This is a genomic window from Sphingobium sp. FG11 (assembly GCF_057809915.1).
The window spans coordinates 63,388-85,812 of the sequence record NZ_JBMDKW010000009.1; the positions used below are offsets into that span (position 1 = coordinate 63,388).

The 22,425-nt window shown below is 62.0% G+C and carries 20 protein-coding genes; 18 read left to right on the forward strand and 2 right to left on the reverse strand.

Features of this window, described 5'->3' with window-relative positions; all coding sequences use genetic code 11:
* The first annotated feature begins 4 nt into the window (after positions 1–4).
* From ACODSN_RS09725 to cofC, 11 genes are all read left to right on the forward strand, one after another.
* Positions 5–814, forward strand: a complete 810-nt coding sequence (locus tag ACODSN_RS09725; protein WP_489054966.1) for an enoyl-CoA hydratase/isomerase family protein — start codon at positions 5–7, stop codon at positions 812–814.
* A gap of 130 nt (positions 815–944) precedes the next feature.
* The gene (locus ACODSN_RS09730) at positions 945–2,396 is read left to right on the forward strand and encodes a 3-oxoacyl-[acyl-carrier-protein] synthase III C-terminal domain-containing protein (protein ID WP_489054968.1); all 1,452 of its coding nucleotides are present in this window, start codon (positions 945–947) and stop codon (positions 2,394–2,396) included.
* Positions 2,397–2,398: 2 nt separating this feature from the next.
* A complete protein-coding gene (locus ACODSN_RS09735; protein ID WP_489054970.1) occupies positions 2,399–3,595 on the forward strand; it encodes an acetyl-CoA acetyltransferase in 1,197 nt (398 codons plus the stop codon).
* Positions 3,595–4,743, forward strand: a complete 1,149-nt coding sequence (locus tag ACODSN_RS09740; protein WP_489054972.1) for an acyl-CoA dehydrogenase family protein — start codon at positions 3,595–3,597, stop codon at positions 4,741–4,743. The genes ACODSN_RS09735 and ACODSN_RS09740 overlap by 1 nt, the downstream gene beginning before the upstream one ends.
* 14 nt (positions 4,744–4,757) lie before the next feature.
* A complete protein-coding gene (locus tag ACODSN_RS09745) occupies positions 4,758–5,741 on the forward strand; it encodes a thiamine pyrophosphate-dependent dehydrogenase E1 component subunit alpha (protein WP_489054974.1) in 984 nt (327 codons plus the stop codon).
* Between the two features lie 12 nt (positions 5,742–5,753).
* Positions 5,754–6,734 carry an alpha-ketoacid dehydrogenase subunit beta gene (locus ACODSN_RS09750; protein WP_489054976.1) on the forward strand — a complete coding sequence of 327 codons (981 nt, stop codon included), beginning with the start codon at positions 5,754–5,756 and terminating at the stop codon, positions 6,732–6,734.
* Between the two features lie 12 nt (positions 6,735–6,746).
* Positions 6,747–6,977, forward strand: a complete 231-nt coding sequence (locus ACODSN_RS09755; RefSeq protein WP_489054978.1) for a biotin/lipoyl-containing protein — start codon at positions 6,747–6,749, stop codon at positions 6,975–6,977.
* 232 nt (positions 6,978–7,209) lie between these two features.
* A complete protein-coding gene (locus ACODSN_RS09760) occupies positions 7,210–9,450 on the forward strand; it encodes an acyl-CoA dehydrogenase family protein (protein ID WP_489054979.1) in 2,241 nt (746 codons plus the stop codon).
* A gap of 30 nt (positions 9,451–9,480) precedes the next feature.
* Positions 9,481–11,802 carry a 5-amino-6-(D-ribitylamino)uracil--L-tyrosine 4-hydroxyphenyl transferase CofH gene (gene cofH, locus ACODSN_RS09765; protein ID WP_489054981.1) on the forward strand — a complete coding sequence of 774 codons (2,322 nt, stop codon included), beginning with the start codon at positions 9,481–9,483 and terminating at the stop codon, positions 11,800–11,802.
* A gap of 29 nt (positions 11,803–11,831) precedes the next feature.
* The gene (gene cofE / locus ACODSN_RS09770) at positions 11,832–12,590 is read left to right on the forward strand and encodes a coenzyme F420-0:L-glutamate ligase (protein ID WP_489054982.1); all 759 of its coding nucleotides are present in this window, start codon (positions 11,832–11,834) and stop codon (positions 12,588–12,590) included.
* 16 nt (positions 12,591–12,606) lie between these two features.
* Entirely contained in the window at positions 12,607–13,188 is a 582-nt protein-coding gene (gene cofC / locus ACODSN_RS09775; protein ID WP_489054983.1) for a 2-phospho-L-lactate guanylyltransferase, read from the forward strand.
* A gap of 9 nt (positions 13,189–13,197) precedes the next feature.
* On the opposite strand, the gene ACODSN_RS09780 is transcribed toward cofC, so the two are convergent.
* Entirely contained in the window at positions 13,198–14,187 is a 990-nt protein-coding gene (locus ACODSN_RS09780) for an AraC family transcriptional regulator (RefSeq protein ID WP_489054984.1), read from the reverse strand.
* A gap of 186 nt (positions 14,188–14,373) precedes the next feature.
* Here ACODSN_RS09780 and ACODSN_RS09785 point away from each other — a divergent pair, with 186 nt between their 5' ends.
* Positions 14,374–16,581, forward strand: a complete 2,208-nt coding sequence (locus ACODSN_RS09785; protein ID WP_489054986.1) for a TonB-dependent receptor — start codon at positions 14,374–14,376, stop codon at positions 16,579–16,581.
* Between the two features lie 15 nt (positions 16,582–16,596).
* Positions 16,597–17,085 carry a cupin domain-containing protein gene (locus ACODSN_RS09790; RefSeq protein WP_489054988.1) on the forward strand — a complete coding sequence of 163 codons (489 nt, stop codon included), beginning with the start codon at positions 16,597–16,599 and terminating at the stop codon, positions 17,083–17,085.
* Positions 17,086–17,138: 53 nt separating this feature from the next.
* On the opposite strand, the gene ACODSN_RS09795 is transcribed toward ACODSN_RS09790, so the two are convergent.
* Complete coding sequence (locus ACODSN_RS09795) at positions 17,139–18,020, reverse strand: SDR family NAD(P)-dependent oxidoreductase (protein ID WP_489054989.1); 882 nt, start codon at positions 18,018–18,020, stop codon at positions 17,139–17,141.
* Positions 18,021–18,192: 172 nt separating this feature from the next.
* On the opposite strand from ACODSN_RS09795, the gene ACODSN_RS09800 reads away from it, so the two are divergent.
* The 5 genes from ACODSN_RS09800 to ACODSN_RS09820 all read left to right on the forward strand — a co-directional run bounded on the left by ACODSN_RS09800 (position 18,193) and on the right by ACODSN_RS09820 (position 22,407).
* Complete coding sequence (locus ACODSN_RS09800) at positions 18,193–18,360, forward strand: hypothetical protein (RefSeq protein WP_489054990.1); 168 nt, start codon at positions 18,193–18,195, stop codon at positions 18,358–18,360.
* Between the two features lie 240 nt (positions 18,361–18,600).
* Positions 18,601–19,995: an aromatic ring-hydroxylating oxygenase subunit alpha gene (locus ACODSN_RS09805; RefSeq protein WP_489054991.1), complete on the forward strand. Its 1,395-nt coding sequence runs from the start codon at positions 18,601–18,603 to the stop codon at positions 19,993–19,995.
* Positions 19,996–20,006: 11 nt separating this feature from the next.
* The gene (locus ACODSN_RS09810) at positions 20,007–21,653 is read left to right on the forward strand and encodes a methylmalonyl-CoA mutase family protein (protein WP_489054992.1); all 1,647 of its coding nucleotides are present in this window, start codon (positions 20,007–20,009) and stop codon (positions 21,651–21,653) included.
* Complete coding sequence (locus ACODSN_RS09815) at positions 21,650–22,060, forward strand: cobalamin B12-binding domain-containing protein (RefSeq protein ID WP_489054994.1); 411 nt, start codon at positions 21,650–21,652, stop codon at positions 22,058–22,060. The genes ACODSN_RS09810 and ACODSN_RS09815 overlap by 4 nt, the downstream gene beginning before the upstream one ends.
* Positions 22,057–22,407: a Rieske (2Fe-2S) protein gene (locus ACODSN_RS09820; protein ID WP_489054996.1), complete on the forward strand. Its 351-nt coding sequence runs from the start codon at positions 22,057–22,059 to the stop codon at positions 22,405–22,407. The genes ACODSN_RS09815 and ACODSN_RS09820 overlap by 4 nt, the downstream gene beginning before the upstream one ends.
* Positions 22,408–22,425: the final 18 nt, after the last annotated feature.

Consider the following 22,425-nt stretch of genomic DNA (forward strand, 5'->3'; position numbering starts at 1 on the left):
CCCTATGGGCGACGACGCGCCATATCTGGTCGACCGGACGAACGGGGTTCTCACGCTGAGCTTCAATCGTCCGGCGCAGGGCAATGCGATCCCGCAGGAAGCCGTGCCGCTGTTGACGGCGCTTTTCTCCTCGATTTCCAGCGATCCGTCCGTGCGGGTCCTGCTGGTTCGGGGGGAGGGTGCGCATTTCTCGGCCGGAGGGGACGTGCGAAGTTTCGCACGCGCCATCGAACAGCCGGTCGAGGCGCGCCGCACCGATTTCGCGTCTCGCCTGAATGCGGTTCTGGCCATGGTCGAGGCCTATCTCTCGATCGACGTGCCGGTCGTTGCCGCCTGTCAGGGCGCAGTGGCCGGGGCGGGCCTGATGTTCGCGCTGGGCGCGGACTATGTCTTTGCCGACGAAACGGTGAACTTCCTGTTTTCGCACCAGCGGGTCGGGTTGCCGCCGGATGGTGGCGTCAGCCTGCTGCTGCCCCGCGTTGTCGGTCAACGGCGCGCGGCGGAACTGATCCTCACCGCGGCCAAGGTCGGCGCGGATGAGGCATTCCGGCTCGGACTCGCCACGCGCATCGTCGCGGCGAGCGATTTGGCGGCGGAAGCCGGCGCGCAGGCGAAGCGGTTTGCCCGCGCGCCTGCCGGAGCGGTGCGCCAGGCCAAGGCGCTGATCGCGTCGAGCAGCGAACTGTCGGTCACCGCCCAGTTGAAGGCGGAACGCGACGGGATTGTCGAGGCCGTCGGCACGCCGGATTTCGAGGAAGGTGTTCGCGCCTTCATCGAAAAGCGGCAGGCCAGCTTCCCGTCAGCGGCGCAATGATGAGCGGCGGCGTCATCTGGTTATGCGCCGCCCCTCGATTTCCGGCCGTCGATCATTGGCGTCAGTCTGATTCTGTTTGTCGGCGCGCCGCCCAGGTTTAATGACCACCAGCAAGATGAGTGGAGTTCCGATGGCAGACTTTGGTATTAAGCTGTTCGGCGGATATGTGCCGCGCCTGCGGTTAGATCGGTCGCATATCGCTGACGCGCATAAGTGGATGGCGCCCGGCCTGCGTGGTCAGGCGAAGGGGTCCCGCGCGTTCCTGAGCTGGGACGAAGACGCCGTCACCATGGCCGTGGAAGCTGCTCGCGATTGTCTCGACGGACGCGCGCCCGCTGGACTTGAAGCCATTCATCTGGCTTCGACCAGCCTGCCTTATGCCGATCTTCAGCATGCCGCGCTGGTGGCGAGCGCCTTGCGGTTGCCTGCGGGTATCGCCAGCAGCGACATCGGCCATTCGCAGCGCGCCGGGACATCGGGTCTGTTGCAGGCGCTCAAGGCTGGCGAGAACGCGTTGCTGATCGCGAGCGATGCGCCGGTCGCCAAGGCCGCCAGCACGCAGGAACTGAGCTACGGCGCGGGCGCCGCGGCGTTCCTGCTGGGTTCGGAAGATGTGGCGGCGCGGTTGCTGGGTTCCGCCAGCGTGACGGCGCCCTTTGTCGATCATTTCCGCGCGTCCAACGCGCGGTACGATTATTTCTGGGAAGAACGCTGGGTCCGTGACGAGGGCTATGGCAAGCTCGCCCCCGCGGCGATCAAGGCGGCGCTTGCGAAGGCCGGGGTGGCCATCGGCGACATCACCCATTTCGTCATGCCATCGATGCAGCGCGGCGCGGCCGACGCCGTCGCCAAGAAGATCGGTTTTGCGGGCAAGCCGGCCGACGGCCTGGAAAATGGCGTCGGTTATGCCGGTGCGGCGCACGCCCTTCTCATGCTGGCCAATGTGCTGGAACAGGCGGCGGCGGGCGACAAGATCCTGCTCGTCGGCTTTGGCCAGGGCGCCGATGCGCTGGTGTTCGAAGTCACCGACGCGATCACCAAAGCCAGGCCGCGCAATGGCGTGGCCGGGGCGATCGCCAACGGGATCGCGACCGACAGCTATATGCGGATGCTGTCCTTCTATGACGGCGTCGAGCTGGAATGGGGCATGCGGTCGGAAAAGATCAGCAAGACCGCTTTGACGGAGCAATATCGCTCGGACGATCAGATCAGCGGCCTGACGGCAGGCAAGTGCGGGAAATGCGCCACGATCCAGTTTCCGCAGCTTGAATATTGCGTCAATCCGGAATGTAACGCACCCGCGAGCCAGTTCGAGGATTATTCGCTGGTCGATGAACCCTCGCAGGTCTTTACCTACACCGCCGACTGGCTGTCCTTCCACCCCGCGCCGCCGCTTTATGTGGGCTTCGTGCAGTTCGACAATGGCGCGAGAATCCTGATGGAAGTGGTCGATGTCGGGCCGGACGGGCTTGATGTGGGGACGCCGCTCAAGCTGACCTATCGTATCAAGGAGCGGGACCGCGCGCGCGGCTATAACCGCTATTTCTGGAAAGCTACGCCCACCGGCGCGGCAGGAGCATAATCATGGCGACAGGCATCAAGGACAAGGTAGCGATCCTCGGCATGGGCTGCTCGCAGTTCGGCGAACGCTGGGACGCGGATTCCTCCACCCTCATGCGCGAAGCGTTTGACGAGGCGCTCGCCGATGCCGGGATCGAGCGTTCGCAGATCGAAGCTGGCTGGTACGGCAGCGCGCTCGACAATGTGAATGTCGGCAATTCGCCCATCCCGGCATCGACCGCGCTGCGGCTTGACGGCATTCCCTTCACCCGCGTCGAAAATATGTGCGCTACGGGGACCGAGGCGTTGCGCGGCGCGGCTTATGCCGTGGCGTCGGGAGCCGTGGATATCGCCGTCGCGATCGGGGCGGAAAAGCTCAAGGATACGGGCTATGGCGGCTTGCCGATCCCGTTCAAGGGCACTTTCAACGACATGTGGCTGCCGATGGGATCGTCGCCGGCGGGCTTCGCTCAGCTCGCGGCTGGCTATCGCGCCAAGCATGGCATTGCGAAGGACGAGCTGAAGCGCGGCATGGCGCATGTGTCGTGGAAGAGCCATCAAAACGGGGTACGCAGCCCCAAGGCGCATTTGCGCAAGGCGATCCCCATGGAAACGATCATCAACGCGCCGATGATTTCCGACCCGCTCGGCCTGTTCGATTGCTGCGGCGTGTCGGATGGCGCGGCCTGCGCCATCGTCACCACGCCGGAAATCGCCCGCGCGCTGGGCAAGAAGGACCTTGTCACGGTCAAGGCGATCCAGCTGGCGATCAGTTCCGGCATCGAATCCCAGATGAACACCTGGGATGGCAGCCATGTGCGCAATACGCGCAACGCCGCGACCCGTGCCTATAAGGAAGCGGGCATCACCGATCCGCGCACCCAGCTCAACCTGATCGAAGTGCATGACTGTTTTTCGATCACCGAACTGGTGACGATGGAGGACCTCTTCATTTCGCAGGAAGGCAAGGCGGTCGGCGACATTCTCGACGGCTTCTATGATGCCGACGGTCAGGTTCCGTGCCAGATCGATGGCGGCCTCAAATGCTTCGGTCATCCGATCGGCGCCACGGGCTTGCGCATGACCTACGAAGTCTACAACCAGCTCCTGGGTCGGGCCGGTGAGAGACAGCTGCCTTCGCCTTCCATGGGTCTGACCCATAATCTGGGCGGTGTGCCTTATCAGGGCATTGCCTGCATCTCGATCCTGGGACTGAGCTAATGAAGCGTACATTATTCTCCTCTGAGCATGAGATGTTCCGCGACACGGTGCGGAGCTTTGTCGAAACGGAAATGGCGCCGTTCCACGGCGAGTGGGAAAAGCAGCAGCGGGTGCCGCGCGAAGTCTGGCTCAAGGCCGGCGAAGCGGGCATGCTGTGCTGCGACATTCCCGAAGCCTATGGCGGGCTTGGCGCCGACTGGCTCTACAATGTGGTGGTGATCGAGGAACTGGCGAAGGCGGGCATGTCCGGGCCGGGCTTCATGGTCCATTCGGAGATGGTCGCCCCCTATATTCTCGCCTGGGGTTCCGAAGAACTGAAGCAGACCTGGTTGCCCAAGATGGTGACCGGCGAGGCGATCGGCGCGGTCGCCATGACCGAACCGAATGCCGGCAGCGACCTGAAGGCCATTCGCACGCGCGCGGTCCGGGAAGATGACGATTATCTGATTAACGGTCAGAAAACCTATATCTCCAACGGCCAGAATTGCGATTTCGCGCTGGTGGCTTGCAAGACCAATCCCGAAGCCGGTGCGAAAGGCGTCAGCATCATCCTGTCGCCCGCGGCAACACCCGGCTTCGAGCGCGGCCGCAATCTGGAGAAGATCGGCCTCAAGGCGCAGGATACCTCGGAGCTTTTCTTCGCGGATATGCGGGTGCCCGTTGCGAACCGGCTTGGCGACGAGGGTCGCGGCTTTTCGATGCTGATGACCAAATTGTCGCAGGAGCGGCTGACCCAGGCCATTCGCAGCATCTGCGTGTGCGAGGCCGCGATCCAGTGGACGGTCGATTACACCGCGGAAAGAAAGGCGTTCGGCCACACGATTGCGGATTTCCAGAATACGCAGTTCGTTCTCGCCCAGCTTTCGGCCGAGACGACGGCGTTGCGGGTTTTTACCGACTGGTGCATTGAAGCGCATCTCAAGGGCGAACTCAGTCCGGTCGACGCCGCCAAGGCAAAACTGCTCGTCACCGACCTGCACAACAAGGTCGTCAACGAGTGCCTGCAATTTTTCGGCGGCTATGGCTATATGACCGAATATCCGATAGCCCGCGCCTTCATCGATGCACGTATTGCGCGCATCGCAGGCGGCGCGACGGAAGTGATGAAGCAGATTATCGGCCGTGACCTGTTCTCGGCCGGACGCTGATTAAGGAGCATAGGATGTCGAACCTACCCAAGGCGGACGCCGCGACGCTGGTCGCAATCTACAAGAAAGCATCGCTGATCCGCCATAATGACCTCCGGGTTATCAAGGCGATGAAGGCCGGCCTGCTGGTTACGCCCTATTACTCTCCGGCCGGACAGGAGATCATTCCGTCCGCGCTCTCGGTCAATCTGAACGACGGCGACACGATCTGCACCATCTACCGCGGCACGCATGACATGCTGGCGAAGGGCTTTCCGCTTGAACCGCTGTGGGCGGAACTGGCCGGCCGCGTCACCGGCAGCTGCAAGGGCAAGGGCGGCACGATGCACCTTACCCATCCCGAAAGCGGATGCATGGTGACGACCGGGGTCGTGGGTTCGTCCATGCCGATCGCCACCGGCCTTGGCTGGGCGGCGAAGCTCGACGGCAAGGGCCATGTCGCGGTCGCCAATTTCGGCGACGGCGCGGCGAATATCGGCGCGTTCCACGAATCGCTCAATCTTGCGTCGCTCTGGAAGCTGCCGGTGATCTTCATCTGCCAGAACAACCGCTATGCCGAACATACGAGCTTCGCCAATTCGACGGCCGTCGACGAGCTGTCGAAGCGTGCGCTCGGCTATGGCATGGCGGGCGTAACGGTCAACGGCAATGACGTCGACGAAATGTATGGCGCGGCCAAGATCGCGGTCGATCGTGCTCGTGCCGGTGAGGGGCCGACCTTCATCGAGGCGAACACATTCCGCTTCAACGGCCATCTGATCGGCGACGCCGCCGGTTATATCCCCAAGGAAGAGATGAAGGCGGCGAAGGAGCAGGATCCGTTCGCAACCCTGCGCAAGCGCCTGCTTGCCGACGGGGCGGCCAGCGAAGCCGAACTCGACGCGATCGACGCGGATATCAAGGCGCGCATCGAAGTCGCGGTGGAAGCTGCGTTCAGCGCCGATCTGCCCGATGTCGCCGAATTGAAGCGCGACGTGTTCGCCTATGAACTGGCCTGAGGAATCAAGATTATGACAACGCAGACCATGAATACCATCCAGGCCGTGAACCTCGCGCTCCATGACGCCATGGCCGCCGATCCCCGGATGCTGGTGCTGGGCGAAGATGTCGCCGATCGCGAAGAAGGCGGCGTCGTCGGCGTCACCAAGGGGCTTTCGACGGCGTTCGGTGACGATCGCGTAAAGTCCACGCCGATCGCGGAACAGGCGATCATCGGCGCGGCGATCGGCGCCTCCCTCGGCGGCTATCGCGTGGTGGCCGAGATCATGCTGATGAACTTCACCACCGTCGCGATGGACATGATCGTCAATCATGCCGCGAAGTTGCGCTTCATGTCCGGTGGTCAGACCCACGTCCCGATCGTGATCCGCACGATGACCGGATCGGGCATGTCCAACGGCGGCCAGCATAGCGATTATCTGGAAGCCTGGTTCGCCCACACACCGGGGATCAAGGTGGTCGCGCCTTCCAACCCGTCGGATGCCTATGGCCTGTTGCGGGCCGCGATCGAGGATGAAGATCCCGTCATCTTCATCGAGAACCTGCCCGGTTACTGGAATGCCGGCCCCGTCACGCGCGAGATCATTCCGCTGGGCAAGGCGGCGGTTGCGCGCGAAGGCAGCGATCTGACGATCGTGACCTACGCATCGATGGTAGCCCCGTCGCTGGCGGTGGCGGAAAAGCTTGCGGGCGAAGGCATCAATGTCGAGGTCGTCGATCTCCGCACGATCGCGCCGTGGGACAAGGAAACCGTGCGCGCTTCTGTCGGCAAGACGGGTCGCGCGCTGATCGTGCATGAAGCGGTGAAGGAATTCGGCGTCGGTGCCGAAATCGCCGCCGACCTTGGCGATCATTTCTTCGGCAAGCTCAAGGCCCCGGTACGCCGCGTCGGCGGCGCCTTCTGCCCTGTGCCCTATTCCAAGCCGCTCGAAACCGCATTCGCGCCGCAGGTGGCCGACATCGAGAACGCAGTACGCGGCCTTCTGGCCTGAAAGGAATCCTAAATGGCAGTCGATATCATACTTCCCAAGCTCGGCTTTTCGATGACCGAAGGGCAACTGGCCGAATGGCTGGTGGCGGACGGCGGCCAGGCCGTCGAGGGCGAGCCTTTATTCTCGCTGGAGAGCGACAAGTCCGTCAACGAGGTCGAGGCTCCGGCATCGGGTACGCTGCGGATTTTGAAGCAGACGGGCGAGATGTACGAGGTCGGCACGATTCTCGGGACGATCGAATAATCCCTGGCGCCGTCGGACCGTCGTCGCTCTGGCCGCTATAGCAGGCAAAGCGCATGAGGGTTCGAGGGCGCAAATGAGCAGATGAGGGGGCGGGCAATCCGCTCCTTCACTCAGCCGGGGGTTAATGAAAAGACGGCACGGCGCATCTGTCGTCCGGATGATCGCCGCCACATTCATCATCGATACGCATTTTCGACCAAACACATGATTACGCCAGGAGAGGCCCGGAATAATGACCTTCGCCAGGACTGACACGCAACAGATGTTTGGCGATATGCTGGGCCGCCTCCTCGACGTGGAAAATGACTTCGAGGAACGGCGGCGGCGGCTGGCGGAAGAGACGCCGGATCGGCTGGCGCTGTGGCCGGCGCTGGCGGAACAGGGCATTCTGGGAGCGACCCTGCCGGAAGAAGCGGGCGGCTTTGGTGGCAGCATGCGCGATCTGGCCGTCATCATGGAGCAGGTCGGCCGCAAATTGGTGGTGGAGCCGGTACTCGCGAGCGCACTTGCCGGTGTCATTCTGCATACCGGCGGCGACGATATTTCGACGCTGATCGGTGGTGAGCAGATCGTCGTTCTTGCCCATAGCGAGGGGTATGATCCTTTCGCCCTGCCGGAGACCACAGCGGTCAAAGACGGCGAGGGCTATCGGCTGACCGGGCGTAAGCTTGCCGTGCGCCATGCGGATCTTGCTCATCAGTTGCTGGTCACGGCAACGCTCGACGGCGAGGCCGGCATCTATCTGGTCGAAGCCGGTGCGGATGGCCTCGTGCTTGACAGTTATCGGCTGATCGACGGCTCGTCCGCCTCGACTGTCGAGTTGTCGAAGGTGGCCGCGCGCCGGATCGGTGGCGGCGACCAGATCGTCGCGGCGGTCGAGCGCGGTGTCGTTGCGCTCGCGGCGGAAGCTGTGGGCATCATAACGGCGCTCAACGCGGCGACCTTTGCCTATCTGGGCACGCGCAAGCAGTTCGGCTTGCCGCTCGCCAGCTTTCAGGCGCTTCAGCACCGCGCGGCCGACATGTACGCCGCCGCCGAAGAAGCCCGAATATTGACCGAAAGAGCGATCGAATCCTTTGATTCGGACGCATCGGATCGCTCCGCGCTGGCGTCGGCGGCCAAAGCGCTGGTGGACGATGCCGCGCGCAAGATCGGGCATGAAGCGGTGCAGATGCACGGCGGCATGGGTGTCAGCGACGAGCTGGATGTCAGCCATTATATGCGCAGGCTCGCGGCCATTCGCGCGGAACTGGGCAGCGCGGATGTGCATCGCGCGCGGTTTGCCGGTCTTGGCGTCAACGTGGTGCAGGAAACGCCATTCCGGGCGGAAGTGCGCGCCTTCGTACAGGCGAATTTGCCTGAAGATATTGCCCGCAAGGGCGCGCTTGGCCTTGAAATCCACAAGGACGACTATGTCCGGTGGCAGAAGATCCTGCACGAAAAGGGCTGGTTCGGCGCGGGCTGGCCTGCCGAGCATGGCGGCGCCGACTGGAGCATCGATCAGCAGTTGATCTTCCTGCAGGAATCATCGCTCAACAATGCCCCTATGATCATACCCTATGGCGTCAACATGATCGGGCCGGTGTTGCAGGAGTTCGGCAACGCCGAGCAGTGCGCCAAATATCTGCCCGGCATCCTGTCGAGCGATACCTGGTGGTGCCAGGGTTATTCCGAACCCAATTCGGGCTCCGACCTGGCGTCGCTGAAAACCAGCGCGGTGCGCGATGGCGATCATTATATCGTCAACGGCACGAAGATGTGGACGACCGAGGCGCATTGGGCGGACATGATGCACTGCCTCGTCCGCACCGACCGCGAGGTGAAGGCGCAGCGCGGCATTTCCATGCTGCTGATCGACATGAATTCGCCGGGCATCGAAGTCCGGCCGATCGTGACGATCGATGGCCAGCATCACACCAATCAGCTGTTTCTCGACAATGTCCGCGTGCCAGCGGAAAATCTGGTCGGGGAAGAGGGACAGGGCTGGACCATCGCCAAATTCCTGCTGTCGCACGAACGGGTGGCGATTGCAGATACCGGGCCTAAGCTGCGCCTGGCTCAGAATATCAAGGCGATGCTCAGGGATGTGCCGCCATCGCCATCGCGCACGCGTCTGGCCGAAAAGCTCGCGGGCGCGGAAATTCAGTTGCTGACGCTTTGCGCGATGGAACAAAGCTATGTGTCGGGATGGGCCGAAGGCGCGTCGCGCGATGGGCCGGAAGCCTCCGTGCTCAAAGTCCGCAGCACGGAAATTCTGCAATTGCTGTCGGAAATCGCGCTGGAAATCGAAGGCCCGCTGAGCGCGGCGCATGATCCCCATGATCTGCATCTCGCGCCGCTCGGACAGTTTTCACCGTCACAGCGCGCCAGTTTGATGGGTCATCAATATCTTTACGGCCGCTGCTGGTCTATCTTTGGCGGCACCAATGAAATCCAGCGCAATCTGATCGCAAGGTCGCTAATAGCGGGCTGATCGATTGTACCTTTCGGAGTGAGCATTGCGATGCCCGGTCACTATGAAGATCTTCTCGACGGAGAAGTGAGCGCGCTGGCGGCTGGTCCGCTGGATGAACTGATTGCGCGATCCGAGCGCATGACGCTGGCTGCCTTCGGGCCTGTCGTCACTTATTCGCGCAAGGTTTTCATCCCGCTGACGAAGCTGTGCCGGGACGTTTGCCATTATTGCACCTTCGCTTCGACGCCTTCGCGGGTCGACACCGCCTATATGGGGCGGGACGAGATATTGGCGGTTGCGCGGGCGGGGGCCGCGGCGGGATGCCGCGAGGCGCTGTTCACGCTCGGCGATCGGCCCGAAGCCCGCTATGCCGCCGCACGCGAGGCGCTGGACCGACTCGGTCATCCGTCCACGCTTTCCTATCTCGCTGAAATGGCCCGCGCCGTTCTGGATGAGACCGGCCTTTTGCCGCACATCAATGCCGGGCTGATGGACGATGCGGACTATGCGGCATTGCGTCCGGTCTCCGCATCGATGGGCCTGATGCTCGAAACGATTTCCGACCGGCTTTCGGAGAAAGGCGGACCCCATCACGGATCGCCTGACAAGGAGCCGGCGCTCAGGCTGGCGTCGATGGAGGCTGCGGGTCGCGCTGCCGTGCCGTTCACCACGGGCTTGCTCATCGGCATAGGCGAGACCCGCGCGGAGCGGATCGAGGCGCTGATCGCGATCCGCGATATGCATCGCCGCTATGGCCATATTCAGGAAGTCATCATCCAGAATTTCCGTGCCAAACCGGGCACGCGGATGGTCGATCATCCCGAACCCTCGCTGGACGAGCATCTCTGGACGATCGCGATTGCGAGGCTGGTGCTCGGGCCAGACATGGTCATTCAGGCGCCGCCCAATCTCCATGCGCCGGATGAACTGGCCGCGTTGTTGCGGGCGGGCGTGAACGACTGGGGCGGGGTGTCGCCAGTGACGCCGGATCACGTCAACCCGGAGGCGCCGTGGCCGCATCTTGCGCTGCTGGAGCAGGCGACGGCGGCGGCCGGGCGCGTGCTGCGCGAACGGCTTGCGATCGGGCCGGCCTTTGCCCTCGACGCGGAACGCTGGGCTGAACCAGCGATCGCCAGGACGGTACGCCGGTCGATCGACGCGCGCGGACTGCCGGTTACGGACGGCTGGCATGCGGGCGCGGATGCGCTCGCGCCGGTGCTGGCGCACAGCGGCGAAACGGCGGGAACGGCCGAACTGGAAGCGATCGTCGCGAAGGCCCGTGCGGGCGAGCGGCTCGATGAAGAGACCATCGTGCGCCTGTTCGAATCCGATGGATCGCATGTCGCGTTGCTGACGCAGGCGGCCGACCAGTTGCGGCAGGACGTGGCGGGGGAGGCGGTGACTTTCGTCGTCAACCGCAACATCAACTATACCAATATCTGCCTGTATAAATGCGGGTTCTGCGCCTTTTCCAAGGGCAGCACGAAAGCGATGCGCGGTCCGGCCTATCGCCTCGATTTTGAGGAAGTCGGCAGGCGCGCGGCGGAAGCATGGGACAGGGGCGCGACCGAAGTCTGCCTTCAGGGCGGCATTCACCCGGACTATGACGGCAACACCTATCTTTCGGTTTTGGAAGCGGTGAAGGCGGCGGCGCCGGGCATTCATATTCATGCCTTCTCGCCGCTGGAGGTCACGCATGGCGCGACGACGCTGGGGCTGGGGCTGGAAGAATATCTGACGCGGTTGCGCGACGCCGGGCTTTCGACCCTGCCGGGCACGGCAGCCGAGATACTGGACGACGAGATCCGCGACATCATTTGCCCGGACAAGCTGAACACGGCGGAATGGCTCAACGTCATGCGCACCGCTCATCGCGTCGGGCTGCGCACCACGGCGACGATGATGTTCGGTCATGTCGAGGGCTATCGGCACTGGGCACGGCACCTGCTGCGCATTCGCGATCTGCAAGTGGAGACCGGCGGCTTCACCGAATTCGTGCCATTGCCGTTCGTGCACATGGAAGCGCCGATCTGGCGCAAGGGACAGGCGCGGTCGGGACCGAGTTTCCGTGAGACGATGCTGATGTACGCGGTCTCGCGCCTCGTGCTGCATCCGGTGATCCCGAATATCCAGCTAAGCTGGGTCAAATTGGGGGCAAGCGGTGTGGCTGCGGCTCTGCGCGCGGGGGTCAACGATCTCGGTGGCACGCTGATGGATGAATCGATCACGCGCGCGGCTGGCGGCCTTAACGGCCAGCTATGCGATCCGGCGCAAATGGCGGATTATGCCAGGGAAGCGGGACGCTATGCGGTGCAGCGCTCGACGCTTTATGGTTCGGTGGCCGAGCGTGTGTTGCAGGCGGCCGAGTAGCGCAGAACGAAATCGGGGCAATTTCGCAGATGATTGAGATCAAACCGCTGACCGGCATCGGCGAGGTGGAACCGCACGCGCCGCTGGCGGCCCTTCTCGCCGACCGGATCGAGGCGCTCGGCCTTTCGCCTTTCAGGGCGGGCGATATATTGGTCGTGACCCAGAAGATTGTGTCCAAGGCGGAAAACCGTTTCGTGGATGTGGCGCAGGTCGAACCGGGTCCGGAAGCCCTGCGGCTGGCGGAGATCACGCGCAAGGACCCCCGGCTGGTCGAACTGGTCCTGTCCGAATCGAAAGCGGTGCTGCGGGCCGTACCCCATGTGCTGATTACGCAGCATCGGACCGGGCATATCATGGCGAATGCCGGGATCGATCGATCGAATATCGGCGGGCGGAGCGGGGAATATGCGCTGCTGCTGCCGCAAGATTCCGACGCCTCTGCCGAAGGAATCCGCGCAGCCTTGTCGGCGCGGTTTGGCGACGCCCCGGCCGTGGTGATATCGGACAGTTTCGGGCGTCCGTGGCGCATGGGCGTGGTCTGCGTCGCGCTCGGTTCGAGCGGCCTGCCGGCGCTGCAGGACAAACGGGGCGAAACGGATCGCGACGGACGCGTGCTGGAAGTGACCCAGATCGCGCTTGCGGACATGGCGGCGAGCGCCGCCGGTCTCGCCATGGGCGAAGGGGCAGAGGGCGTCCCCGCCGCATTCATCCGGGGGCTAAGCTGGGCCGAAGCGGACCGGCCCGCGTCGACGCTCGTTCGCCCGCTGGAGGAGGACCTGTTCCGGTGACGGTCGAACGGCCGCGATGAACTGGACGGCGGTCATCCCGTTCAAGGGTACGGCTGCGCGGAAGACCCGGCTCGCGGACCTGTTTTCAACCGATCAGCGCCGTGATTTCAGCCAGCGCATGTTCGACCATGTGCGCGACATCCTCACCGCCTGTGACGCTATCCATGAAGTGGCTTTGCTTTCGGACGCCCCGGCGCAGGGCTGGGCCGGGGCATTCATCCACGACGAAGGGCGGGGCCTTAACGCCGAACTGGCGGCGCTCGCCACGGCGCGGGTTACACAGCGATTGCTCATCATCCACGCCGATCTGCCGTTGGTGAGGGCGGAGGATATCGAGGCCCTGACGCGGGAGGCCGACCGGGCCACCCTCGCGATCTCGCCGGATCGCGGCGGCACCGGCACCAACGCTCTCGCGCTGGTCGATCCCGCCGGTTTTCCCTTTCAGTTCGGCATCGGCAGCTTTGCCCGGCATATTGACGCAGGTCAGGGGCGGGCGGCTATTGTCCACCGCGCCGGGCTGTCCCATGATATCGACACGCCGGACGATTATCGTGCGGCCTGCCGGGTTGCGCCCGATGAGATGAAGCGGCTGATATAACCGTGGGGATCAGGCGGGTATCGCCAGATGCTCCTTGCGCCATTCCGATACCGACGCGCCCGTCCAGCGCCGGAACGACCGGCGGAAACTACTATCGTCCTCGAACCCCAGCAGATGGGCGACCGCTTTGCTGCGCTGCCCCTGACGCAGCAGCAGCGACGCGCGCACCTGCCGGTAATCATCCAGTATTTCGTGATAGCCGCTGCCTTCCGTCGCCAGATGGCGCTGGAGCGAGCGCACGCTCATGCCGAGCAGATGACTGGCGCGAGGCAGATCGAGCGGCCCTTCCGCCCGCAACAGGGTGCCGAGCCGTTCGGCGAGCGAGCCGCTTTCCCCGCCCCAGGCCTGGCGGCACATATCTTCGCAAACCTTGAGCAGATTGTCGTCGGCGGTTGCGATCCGCCGGTCCAGATCCGCGCGCGCGCCCTCGACGAATGGCACGGCGCAGTTGAACAGAAGCTGGTCGGCCTCAAGCTGTGCATAGGCATCCAGATGATCCGGCATGGGACCAGGGAAGCCGATCCGCCGGAGCCGGATATGGTGACCGCTGAGGTTAAAAACCGACTGGGTGAAGCCCGCGAGCGTGGAGGTGACGCAGAAATTTTCGGCTGCTGGCGAAAGCGGGTAGCGCGGGACATAGGTCATGCGCCAGTCACTGTCCGATATCTCCATCGCGCCGCTCAGCGGGTATCCGATATAGCCCGAAAATTCGGTCCAGTCGGCGAGCAGATCGCCAACCGTCGCGCAATTGCTCAGGCGATAACCGAGCAGGCCCAGATATTGCATTTTGATCGAACGGCCGCAGGAAATGGCGAAATCGTCGGGCGCTATCGCCGCCACCGCGTCATATAGTGCTGACAGCATCGTGTGCGGGACGGGCGCCTGCGCCAATATCGCCTCCAGACTGACGCCCGCATCCTTGAGGCACAGGCGAGGGTCCAGACCCATCTCGGCCAGGCTGAGCAGATCGCCTCGTAGCTTGGTGGGTGCGACCAGCATGAATTGTTTCCTCCCGATATCCGCAGTGCCTTTTGGCATTCTGCGCACTGTTTTTGGCGCTTCGGACCCCAATTGTAAAGTTGCCGGGCAGGCTCAATTTCCGTCAATTGCAACGATCGGCAAGCGGTGGCGGGACTCGTTATCGCGCCGCTCGAGAATAATGAATTTGATCTGAGGGAGAGGGGCATGAAGCATATTTTGGGGGTTAGCCTGCTGGCGCTGGTCGTGGCGGGTCCGGCAATGGCGCAGGATGCACCGGCATCCCAGCAACCAGCGCCCACCGACGAAATCATTGTCACCGCCACCAAGGCGGGGCAGAGCCTGGACAAAGCGCCGATCTCCGCGATTTCGATCGATACGACGCAATTGGCCCGGCTGAACGTGCAGAGCGTTCGCGATGCGCAGGTGTTGCTGCCTTCGGTGGTCTATAATGACAGCGGCGGTTCGGCGCAGATCTACATCCGCGGCATCGGTTCCAATTCGGCCTATGCCGGGCTTGAATCGAGCATCGGCACCTATATCGACGGCGTCTATCTTCAGCGGCAGGTGGGGGCGTCGGTCGATGTCGTCGACCTCAAGAGCATCGACGTTCTCAACGGGCCGCAGGGGTCGCTTTATGGGCGCAACGCGACCGGCGGCGTGGTGCTGGTGAACACCAATGATCCCTCGCAACGGTTTGAGGGGAAGGTCGGGGTGGAAGCCGGCAATTTCGGCCGCCTGGGCGGAGAAGCGATGCTGAACCTTCCGCTCGGTCCGGATCTGGCGTTTCGGATCGCCGGGAAATATTCGCATCTGGCCGGCTACACCCGCAACCTCGCGAATGGCGACCGGCTGAGCGGATCGGATAGCGGCACCGTCCGCGCCAAGCTCAAATGGACGCCGGGCAGCCGGTTAACAGCGATCGCTTCGGTCGAATATCACAAGGAACTGAATGACCCGCTGGCCCGCCGGACGCTGGTCGACGCGCCGCTTTGCCTGTCCTGCGCCGTCTATGGCACGACGCCGCCGACCGACTTCTATCAGGTGGACCAGACCGCGACCCGCAAGACGGATATCCATTATATCGCGGGCACGCTGAACCTTAAATATGAAGGTGATGGCTTCGACGTCATCAGCGTCACGGGCTTCCGGAAATTTCATTATTCCATCTATGTCGATCAGGATTTCGCACGCGGCGACCTCTATAATAGTCGCGCCGAGGAATTTGGCACGACGCTGACGCAGGACGCCTATGTCCGGACGCACTTTGACGGGCCATTCAACTTCATCGCGGGGTTGAGCGGCGAACTGGACAAGGACAGCCTGCTGGTGCGCGTGTTCGGCAGCGCGTTCGGCCCGCTTCAGGATGCCGGGGGCACGACGCGGGTCAAACTCGCGTCGATCTCGCCCTATGGCGAGGCCTATGTCAAATTTTCGGATGCGCTCAAGCTGACGGTAGGCGGGCGCTACAATATCGATACCAAGAAGCTGCGCGGTATCAATAATGCAGGCAGTGTGATCGCGTTCGGGGCCGTGCCCCGCGTGGACGAGCAGGTTACGTTCCGCACCTTCACGCCCCGCATCATGTTGTCGCATGAAACCGCGACGAGCACGATCTATGCGAGCTACAGCAAAGGTGCGAAGAGCGGCGGTTACAACACCCCGGCCTTTGCGCCGCTCGATCCGCTTCGTCCGGAAAAACTGACCAGCTATGAAGTAGGATTGAAGGCGAATGGCCTGAACGGACGGCTCCATGTCTCCGCCGCCGGCTTCTATTATGACTATAAGGATATTCAGGTCAGCTACGTCAATTCGGCGACCGGGAGCATCGGCGCGCAAAATGCGGCGAGCGCCCGCATCTACGGGCTGGAACTGAACGGGTCGATGCAACTGACCGACGCTTTCTCGGTGCATGGCGGCGGGCTTATCGAACGCGCACGCTTCCGCGATTATGAAGGGGCCGTGATCTATTGTCCGGCGTCCTCGGCCTCGCCGGGCTATCCCGGATGCCCCGCGCCCAGCGGTAAACCCGGCCTCGCTGGCGGGACGGCCGATCTGTCCGGCACCCGGATATCGCGCGCGCCGGAATTGTCCTTCTCGATCGGAGCGGATTATCAGTTTCCGATCACCGACGACTGGAAGGGCGTCCTCACCGCCAATGATCGCTACACCAGTTCCTATGATCTGTTGCCGGGCGCCGGTGGCCCGCTGGGCCTCAGCCGCCAGAAGGCGTATCATTTCGTGACACTGGGTCTGTCATTCGAAAATGAGCAGGCGGGGCTGGAAGCGCGCGTCTTTGTTAACAATGTGATGAAAGCGCAATATTATCTCGATGTGCCGACTTCCGCATTCGGGGTGGCGGGATCTGCCGCGGCACCGCGCACGTTCGGCGGTTCGCTGGCCTATCGGTTTTAAAGGAGGAACAGGACCATGACAGCAGGCGCCACAATCGCCCATGCCGATGAGCAACCCGTCCAGCGTATTGCGACCGACGAGGTGCCATGGCTGCCCTACTCGCTCATACCCAACACCTTCTTTCGGGTGTTGCAGGTGGATGAGGTGAGCAACATCGTCATCCTCAATTTCAAGATGCCGCCATGGACGGTGACTCCGGTGCATTCCCATCATTGCACCGCCACGGCCTACACATTGCAGGGTGAGTGGTTTTACGACGATCTCTGCTTTCGCGAAGGCGACGTGGCCTTTGAAACGACGGTCGAGGTTCACCAGCCGATCACGCGCGACAAGGGGGCCATCCTTCTCACGACGCTGATCGGGGGCAGGGGGAATGACAAGCTGCTGGAGGATCACAACGACGACGGCACGACGACATTGCTGCGCACAAGGCTGTTCAAGGCTTGCGAGCGGATCACGCCCGAAGCCTATGCCGCGCTCGATTTCGGAGCCTTGCTGAATTAAGGTAAGGGAAATCGGGACGAACCGTAAACGTTCGTCCCGATTTCAAATATGGCTCAGGCCGGTTGGGGAACGGGCCGAATTCCCGGAAACATCTGGTTGAACACCGAGTCCATTTCCCGATCGGTCGATGATCGCCGAATTTCCAGAAGGTCCACGGCGTTGCCGACGGCGTAGCGACTTTGGGGTTCCGCCGCCTCCAGCGCGTCAATGATCACTCTGGCGACCACATCCGGCGAGACGGCCGATGTGTCGTCACCCTGGGACATGGCGCGAAACTGGGCGAAATAGTCGCCGTAATTTTGCCTGCCCTGTTCGTCCAGCTCAGCCAATCGGTTGTCCAGAACAGCGCCGAATCCATGGACCATCGCAGTCGCGATGGCGCCCGGTTCGATCAGGGAGACCGGCACGCCCCATTGGCCAGCCTCAAGCCGCATCGTGTCGGCAAGCCCCTCCAGCGCGAATTTGGAGGCCGTATAATAGCCAAGCAATGGAAATGCGATTTTCCCGGACATCGAGCCGACCAGGATCAGGCGTCCCTTATTTTCCCTCAAATGCGGCATGGTCGCCTGATAAAGCGCAAGGTTGGAGACAGTGTTGATCTCCATGGTGCGGCGGAACACGTCCAGCGGCGTAGTCTCCAGCGCGCCGGCGGGGTTGATGCCGATGCAGCTGATGACTGCGGCGAGCGGTTCATCGCGTCGATCGAGCGCGTTCCGCACCTGTGCAACGCCGGTTTCAGCCGATGAAAAATCCGCTACAAATAGGTCGGTCTCGCGAAACCCGTCGGCGACCAACTTGTCGAGATCGGGCTGGTTCAGGGCGGAGCCAAGCACCTGATATCCTGCGTCCGAAAGCTGGCGCATAAGGCTTCGCCCGACGCCGCCCGATGCGCCGATCAACAGTATCTTTCCCGACTGCGTTGGCTTGACCGGCATGATTGTTATCTCCTGTGAAATGGGTCCGCCCGGATCAGATTTAAGGCATATCCCCTATTAGCGAGTAGCCCGCAGTAAAGACAAGTTTTCGCCACGAACAGGGATATCGGGACCGCTTAGTCAGGAACTAACGCGCAGGCCTCCGGGTTGATGCCTGGAATGGAGACTCATCATGCAGGGCGATCAAGGACGCGAAAGCAAGGCTGACGACGAGGAAACTGCCGGAGACATGGCCGGACTCGATCATGTTGGCGATGATGACAGCAGCCAGCTCCCCGAAGATGATGTTTCGATCCGGCTGCCGATAGAAGAAGGTGATTTCGACGCGCAGCCACGCTGAGCGCGCCATCTTTTTGCGCATGTCGATCGGTCATATCTCGATGGCCGCCCTCCATCCGTTTCTTTCATCCCGGCCATATATGTGGCATAATTCCGTACGGATCACGGGTCCCGGCGCGCCGACCATCAGCGCCGTTTTCGTCTTGCGCGTTGAGATCGGGCGCGGGCGATAAACGGATTGCGTTTGGCTACCCGAAGTATTAGGTCCTACATACTGTTTTCGAACATAATGAGGGATGCCATGGATTACGATTACCGGACAGGGTTCATCACTTACCCTGACGCTGAACCGGGCAGTCCCGCTGCCAAGGCGCCTTATATCGATTACGGCACGGCTCGCGTCGATCCCAAGCGTTTCTACAGCAGCGAGGAAGCCGCGCTGGAATGGGACAAGATGTGGACGAAGAGCTGGCTTTTTGTCGGCCTGACCCAGGACCTTCCCGAGATCGGCGACTGGTTCAAATCGGACTACGGCAAAGAGTCGTTCGTCATCGTGCGGACCGGCGAGGGCGATGACGGTATCGTCGCGCATTTCAACGTCTGTCCCCACCGCGGCAACCGGATCGTGCATACCGATTTCGGCAGCGCGAGCGGTGGCGAAGGCGCATGTGTCTTCACCTGCGATTTCCATGGCTGGAAGTTCGGGCTGGACGGCAAGAATGCCGAAATTCGCGATGAAGTTATCTTCCGTAAGGAAACCATCGCGCACCGGCCGGGCTTGAAGTCCGTCAAGTGCAGCGTCTGGAACAGCCTGGTCTTCATCAACATGGATCCCGACAGCAAGTCGCTGCTCGAACATCTTGATGTCCTTCCTGAACATCTGGCCCCATATCCGTTCGAAAAATATCGGGTGCTGCGCGATATCGAAACGTGCTGGGACGCCAACTGGAAAACCGCGCTCGACGCGTTCATCGAATTCTACCACGCCGACGATGTGCACCCGCAGGTCGCGCCGTTTACCGAGACGCTGGGCTGCCAATATGATCTCTATGGCAATGGCAACAGCCGGATGATCATCCCGATCGGCAGCGTGCCGGTGCGCTTCGAGGATCGCGAGACCGTCCCCGATGGCATGAAGGCGTTCCTGCAATTTTATGGCGGCAACCCGGATGATTTCCTGCATCTGCAAGGCCATGAATATAACAAGGCGTTCGCCGCGACGCGCCGCAAATGGGCGGAACGGCACGGTTACGATCATTTCAAGGATCTGACCGACGATCAGGTCAATGATGACTGGAATTATTTCGTATTCCCGAACGTCACGATCAATGCGTTCAGCGACTCCCTGTTGCTCCAGATCTTCACCCCCCACGCGACTGATCCGCGCAAGAGCCATTATCGCGCCATTTCGCTGTGCCTGCCGGTTGGCGGATCGCAGGATATGGTGATGGATCCGGGCCAGTTCGGTCCGGAAGCGGTGTCGCCTCCGGGCTGGGACGGGTCGATCCGCCCAGAGAAGATCGTGCCGCAGACGCTGGCGGATTTCGGCTCCGTGCTGGCGCAGGACGCGGTGCGTGTGCCCGAGGTTCAGAAGGGGATCGAGTCGGCCGCGTTCGACGGATATGTTCTGTCTGAATCGGAAAATCGGATCCGTCATTATCTGGCGGAACTCGACCGGCTGATAGGGCGAGGCTGAGCGGATATAGTATGAGCGAAACAGCCAATCTGTTCGAAAGCGTCGAAAACGTCGAGATCAAGCTTTCCCGGACCAAGACATGGAGCGGTCTGGAAACCGATCCAGCCTACTTCCCCGAAGAGCGCGATGCCGCTTATCAGGAAAAACTGGGCGATCCGGGAAGCTATCCCTTCACGCGGGGCGCGTACCCGCAAATGTATCGTAGCCGCATGTGGACGCTGCGCAACATCGTGGGATATGGATCGCCGGAGGATACGCGGCAGGGTCTGGAAATGGTGCTGGCGTCCGGCGGGACCGGGGTCAGCATCGTGCCCGATCCGCTGACGACGCAGAGCGTCGATCCCGATCATCCGGCCTTCGGACCGGAAGTCGGGCTGGAAGGCTGTTCGCTTCCTACCACGCGCGATATGGAGCGGCTGCTCGACGGCGTCGATCTGGCGAAGGTGGACACCGCCTGGCATTGGGCCGCCATGGCCTATCCGCTGGTGGCTTCGCTCCATGTGAAGCGCGGCCAGCCGTTGGCCACGCTCCAGGGGTCCAACATGCCCGATATGTTGCAACAGACGCTGTGCGGCTGGGGCAAGCATCTGGTGCCAGCCGATTTCGGCCACCGCATCGCCGTGGACGAAGTGGAGTTCAGCGTCCGCAACAGCCCCAAATGGGCGCTCGGCATGCCGCAGGCCTATGATCTGCGCGAACGCGGCCTGTCGCCCGCCGGCGAGATCGCGCTTGGCATGGCGATCATCAACAAGACGATGGAAGATCTGATCGATCGCGGTCTGCATGTCGATCAGGTCGCGCCCAGCCTGGCCTGGGTTTCGACCTCGGACATTGATTTCTTCGAAGAGATCGCGAAGTTCCGGGCGCTGCGCCGCTATTGGGCGCGGACGATGAAAGAACGCTTCGGGTCGCAGGATATGCGGTCACAGCGCCTGCGCATCGCCTGCCACACCTCGGGCAAGTCGCTGGTTTACAAGCAGCCGCTCAACAACCTGACCCGCACCGCGATTCAGGGTCTGGCGGCGCTGTGCGGTGGCGTTCAGTCGCTGGAGGCCTGTACCTTTGACGAGCCGGTCTGCGTACCGACCCACGAAGCGCGCGAACTGGCCACGCGCCAGCAGCAGATCCTCGCCAATGAAGTCGGCGCAGCGCGCGTCGCCGATCCGTTCGGCGGCAGCTATTATATCGAGGCGCTGACCGACAAGGTGGAAGCCGAAGCGGTCGCGATGCTCGCACGGATCGAGGAAATCGGCCTGATCGAAGCCATCGATAGCGGCAAGATCGAGCAGATGATGGACGATTTCAACTTCGACCTTCAGCGCGAGCTGGACGATAACCAGCGCGTCATCGTCGGCGTCAACCAGTTCGTGCCCGAAGATGAGCCGGCTCCGACCCGGTTCAAATTCGACCGCACCAACACCTATGCGCATATCCGCCGCTTTTCCGAACTGAAGCAGCAGCGCGATCAGGGCAACTGGTCGGCGTCGCTCAAAAATGTCTATAATGTCGTGCGTGACGGCAATAATCCCATGCAGGCCATGATCGACGCATTCATCGCGGATGCGAGCATCGGCGAGATTTGGGGCACCGTTCGCGTCGCCAACGGACATCCGTTCGATCCCTATGGGCACCTCCAGGCACCGTTGAGTTATTCATGAGCAGACCCAATACCGTTCGTTGCATGCTCGGCATGCTGGGCACCGACGTGCATTCGAAAGGCATCCGCACGCTGGCGCGTCTGCTGGATGAGGCTGGCGGCATCGATGTCGATTATATCGGCGAACATAATAGCGTCGAAGGCATGGCGGACGCGGTGGCCGATCGAAAGATCGATATCGTCGGTGTCAGCTTCTCGTCAGCGGCTTATGTCGAATATACCCGCCAGTTGATCGCCGCGATGCAGGCGAAGGGCGTGGGTCATATTCCGGTCATATTGGGGGGCATGATCCACCCTGATGATATTGACGAGCTAAAGGATATGGGCGTCGCCGGCGTATTCGGCGCGGGTTCAAAGACCGAGGATATCGTGCTGTTCGTGCAGAATGCCGGTGCGCCTAAAATATGACGGCCTACGTCGATGTTTGCGCATTTGAGGACATTCCCAACGGCAAGCATCGCGCATTCACGATCGATGGTCTGTCCATATTGATCTTTCGGATCAATCCGGATGTGTTCGCGCTGGAAAATCGCTGCACCCATCTCGATTTTCCGCTCGAAGGCGGGCGGCAGATCGGATCGGATATTATTTGCCGGAAGCATGGCGCGCGTTTCGACATTCGCACGGGCAATGCGGTGGTGGGTCCGGCTGTGGAGCCGCTCCGCCGTTTCGATGCGCGGGTCCGGGGGGGCAGGATTGAAATCCTGCCCAGCAAGCCACTGAGCCGCAATCCGTTTATCAGAGAAGCGTCCTGAGCGTCCGATAGGCGGAGC

Bases quoted from the DNA above. Each gene is read 5' to 3' on its own strand.
- ACODSN_RS09805 (WP_489054991.1), top strand. From the start codon at position 18,601: ATGGATTACGATTACCGGACAGGGTTCATCACTTACCCTGACGCTGAA.
- ACODSN_RS09725 (WP_489054966.1), top strand. From the start codon at position 5: ATGGGCGACGACGCGCCATATCTGGTCGACCGGACGAACGGGGTTCTC.
- ACODSN_RS09745 (WP_489054974.1), top strand. From the start codon at position 4,758: ATGTCGAACCTACCCAAGGCGGACGCCGCGACGCTGGTCGCAATCTAC.
- ACODSN_RS09780 (WP_489054984.1), bottom strand. From the start codon at position 14,187: ATGCTGGTCGCACCCACCAAGCTACGAGGCGATCTGCTCAGCCTGGCC.
- ACODSN_RS09735 (WP_489054970.1), top strand. From the start codon at position 2,399: ATGGCGACAGGCATCAAGGACAAGGTAGCGATCCTCGGCATGGGCTGC.
- cofC (WP_489054983.1), top strand. From the start codon at position 12,607: ATGAACTGGACGGCGGTCATCCCGTTCAAGGGTACGGCTGCGCGGAAG.
- ACODSN_RS09795 (WP_489054989.1), bottom strand. From the start codon at position 18,020: ATGCCGGTCAAGCCAACGCAGTCGGGAAAGATACTGTTGATCGGCGCA.
- ACODSN_RS09790 (WP_489054988.1), top strand. From the start codon at position 16,597: ATGACAGCAGGCGCCACAATCGCCCATGCCGATGAGCAACCCGTCCAG.
- ACODSN_RS09820 (WP_489054996.1), top strand. From the start codon at position 22,057: ATGACGGCCTACGTCGATGTTTGCGCATTTGAGGACATTCCCAACGGC.
- ACODSN_RS09760 (WP_489054979.1), top strand. From the start codon at position 7,210: ATGACCTTCGCCAGGACTGACACGCAACAGATGTTTGGCGATATGCTG.
- ACODSN_RS09785 (WP_489054986.1), top strand. From the start codon at position 14,374: ATGAAGCATATTTTGGGGGTTAGCCTGCTGGCGCTGGTCGTGGCGGGT.
- ACODSN_RS09810 (WP_489054992.1), top strand. From the start codon at position 20,007: ATGAGCGAAACAGCCAATCTGTTCGAAAGCGTCGAAAACGTCGAGATC.
- ACODSN_RS09750 (WP_489054976.1), top strand. From the start codon at position 5,754: ATGACAACGCAGACCATGAATACCATCCAGGCCGTGAACCTCGCGCTC.
- ACODSN_RS09755 (WP_489054978.1), top strand. From the start codon at position 6,747: ATGGCAGTCGATATCATACTTCCCAAGCTCGGCTTTTCGATGACCGAA.
- cofE (WP_489054982.1), top strand. From the start codon at position 11,832: ATGATTGAGATCAAACCGCTGACCGGCATCGGCGAGGTGGAACCGCAC.
- ACODSN_RS09815 (WP_489054994.1), top strand. From the start codon at position 21,650: ATGAGCAGACCCAATACCGTTCGTTGCATGCTCGGCATGCTGGGCACC.
- ACODSN_RS09800 (WP_489054990.1), top strand. From the start codon at position 18,193: ATGCAGGGCGATCAAGGACGCGAAAGCAAGGCTGACGACGAGGAAACT.
- cofH (WP_489054981.1), top strand. From the start codon at position 9,481: ATGCCCGGTCACTATGAAGATCTTCTCGACGGAGAAGTGAGCGCGCTG.
- ACODSN_RS09730 (WP_489054968.1), top strand. From the start codon at position 945: ATGGCAGACTTTGGTATTAAGCTGTTCGGCGGATATGTGCCGCGCCTG.
- ACODSN_RS09740 (WP_489054972.1), top strand. From the start codon at position 3,595: ATGAAGCGTACATTATTCTCCTCTGAGCATGAGATGTTCCGCGACACG.